This window comes from Paenarthrobacter sp. CM16 (genome assembly GCF_013179505.1).
Classification (GTDB): Bacteria; Actinomycetota; Actinomycetes; order Actinomycetales; family Micrococcaceae; genus Arthrobacter.
Window position 1 is genome coordinate 1 of sequence record NZ_JABMCX010000443.1, and the last position, 2,763, is coordinate 2,763.

Annotated in this window: 1 protein-coding gene; it reads right to left on the minus strand. The window is 63.6% G+C overall.

Features of this window, described 5'->3' with window-relative positions:
- The coding region (locus HP499_RS23170) for a glutamate synthase-related protein (RefSeq protein ID WP_253951763.1) at positions 1-2,763 on the minus strand (2,763 nt) is incomplete at both ends.

Genomic DNA, 2,763 nt, shown 5'->3' on the forward strand with positions numbered 1-2,763 from the left:
ACAATGATGCGTCCACCGGAGAGGCCCTTGCCAACGTAGTCGTTGGAATCACCGAACATCCGCAGCGTGATGCCCGCGGGCAGGAACGCTCCGAGCGACTGTCCCGCGGTGCCATTGAGGGTGACGTCGATGGTGTCGGTGGCCAGGACATCGATGCCGAAGGTCTTGGTCACCACGTGGCCCAGCATCGTCCCCACGGAACGGTCCGTGTTGATGACGTCCAAGGTGATCTTGACGGGCATGCGGTCGCTGAGCGCTTCCTGCGCCATGGTGATCAGGCGCTGGTCGAAGTGCTTGTCCAGCTCGTGGTTCTGGCCGGTCATGTTGCGCAGCGGCACGTCGTCGTCGAACTCCAGCCCGTGCAGGATGGGGTCCAGGTCCAGCCCTTCGGCCTTCCAGTGGTTGATCGCTTCGCGGGTATCCAGGACCTCGGCGTGGCCGATTGCCTCTTCCAGGCTGCGGAAGCCAAGCTCGGCAAGGATCTCGCGGACTTCTTCTGCGAGGAACTCGAAGAAGTTGACCACGAACTCGGGCTTGCCATTGAACCGTGAACGGAGTTCGGGGTTCTGCGTGGCAACACCAACAGGGCAGGTATCCAGGTGGCAGACGCGCATCATGATGCAGCCGGACACCACCAAGGGAGCAGTTGCGAAACCGTACTCCTCGCCACCCAGCAGGGCAGCAATGACGACGTCGCGGCCGGTCTTGAGCTGGCCGTCAACCTGCACCACCACACGGTCGCGGAGGCCGTTGAGCATCAGGGTCTGCTGCGTCTCGGCAAGGCCGAGTTCCCACGGCACACCCGCGTGCTTGAGCGAGTTCAGCGGCGAGGCGCCGGTACCGCCGTCGTGACCTGAAACAAGCACGACGTCGGCCTTCGCCTTGGTGACGCCGGAGGCCACCGTGCCGATACCGACTTCCGAAACCAGCTTCACGTGGACCCGGGCCGAAGGGTTGGCGCGCTTGGCATCGTAGATGAGCTGCGCGAGGTCTTCGATCGAGTAGATATCGTGGTGCGGCGGCGGGGAAATGAGTCCGACACCAGGGGTGGAGTGCCGCGTCCGGGCCACCCAGGGGTAGACCTTCTGCGCCATCAGCTGGCCGCCTTCGCCGGGCTTGGCACCCTGTGCCATCTTGATCTGGATGTCATCGGCGTTGGTCAAGTACAGGCTGGTGACACCGAAGCGGCCCGACGCGATCTGCTTGATGGCAGAGCGTCGCTCGGGATCCAGCAAGCGGTCAACATCCTCGCCGCCTTCACCGGTGTTGGACTTGGCGCCCAACCGGTTCATGGCAATGGCGAGCGTTTCGTGCGCTTCCTTGGAGATGGAGCCATAGCTCATGGCGCCGGTGGAGAAACGCTTGACGATGCTTGAGACCGGCTCCACTTCCTCCAGCGGGACCGCCGGGCGGACGCCGTCCTTGAACTTGAGGAGCCCGCGCAGGGTCATCAGGTTCTCGGACTGGTCGTCAATGCCCTTGGTGTAGGACTTGAAGATGTCGTACCGGCGTTCGCGGGTAGCGTGCTGCAGGCGGAAAACCGTCTCGGGGTTGAAGAGGTGCGGTTCACCGTCGCGGCGCCACTGGTACTCGCCGCCGCCCAGCAACGGCTGGTGCGGGTGTTCGATGCCGCCTTCGGGGTACGCCATCTGATGGCGTGCCGAAACTTCGGCAGCAATCACGTCCAGGCCCACGCCACCGAGCTGGGAGTGCGTGCCGGAGAAGAATTCGTCCACGAGTTCCTGGGACAAGCCCAGGGCTTCGAAGGTCTGGGCGCCGGTGTAGGAAGCCACCGTGGAGATGCCCATCTTGGACATGATCTTCAGGACGCCCTTGCCGAGGCCCTTGATGAGGTTGTAAACGCCGTCTTCTGCAGTGACGCCGGTGACGTCGCCGTTGGAGATCAGCTGTTCCACCGATTCCATGGCCAGGTACGGGTTGACGGCAGATGCGCCGTAACCGATAAGTACTGCCACGTGGTGCGTCTCGCGGACGTCGCCTGCCTCAACCACCAAGGCGGTCTTGGTGCGGTTGGCACTGCGGAGCAGGTGGTGGTGGACTGCACTGACCAGCAGGAGTGAAGGAATGGGAGCCCACTGCGCGTTCGAGTCACGGTCGGACAGCACAACATACTGCACGCCACGGTTGATCGCACCGGAGACCTGCTCGCAGATCTCGGTCAGGCGGGCACGCAGGGCAGCTTCCCCACCCTCGGGGCGGTATAGGCCACGGACCTTCATGGCGATGCGGTCGCCGTCGGGCGTTTCGATGTTGGCGATCTTGGCGAGTTGATCGTTGTTGATCACCGGGAACGGCAGGGAGATCTGCGGCTGGCGGACCTGCTTGCCGTCCAGAAGGTTGCCGTTGGGGCCGATGGCGCACTTCAGGGAGGTCACCAGCTCTTCACGGATGGCATCCAGCGGCGGGTTGGTGACCTGGGCGAAGGACTGCACAAAGTAGTCGAACAGCAGGCGCGGACGCTTGGAAAGGACAGCAACGGGAGTGTCGGAGCCCATGGCACCCAGGGGCTCGGCACCTGTGCGGGACATCGGTCCCAGCAGGATCTTCAGTTCTTCGGTGGTGTAGCCGAAAGTCCGCTGACGGATATTCACCGATGCTGCGGTGTGAACCACGTGCTCACGCTCGGGGAGCTCGTTGATATCGATCAGGTTGTCCTTGAGCCACTCGGCCCAAGGGTTGGCGGCAGCGACCTCGGCCTTGACCTCGGCGTCGTCGATGATGCGGCCGGCCTCGGTGTCCACC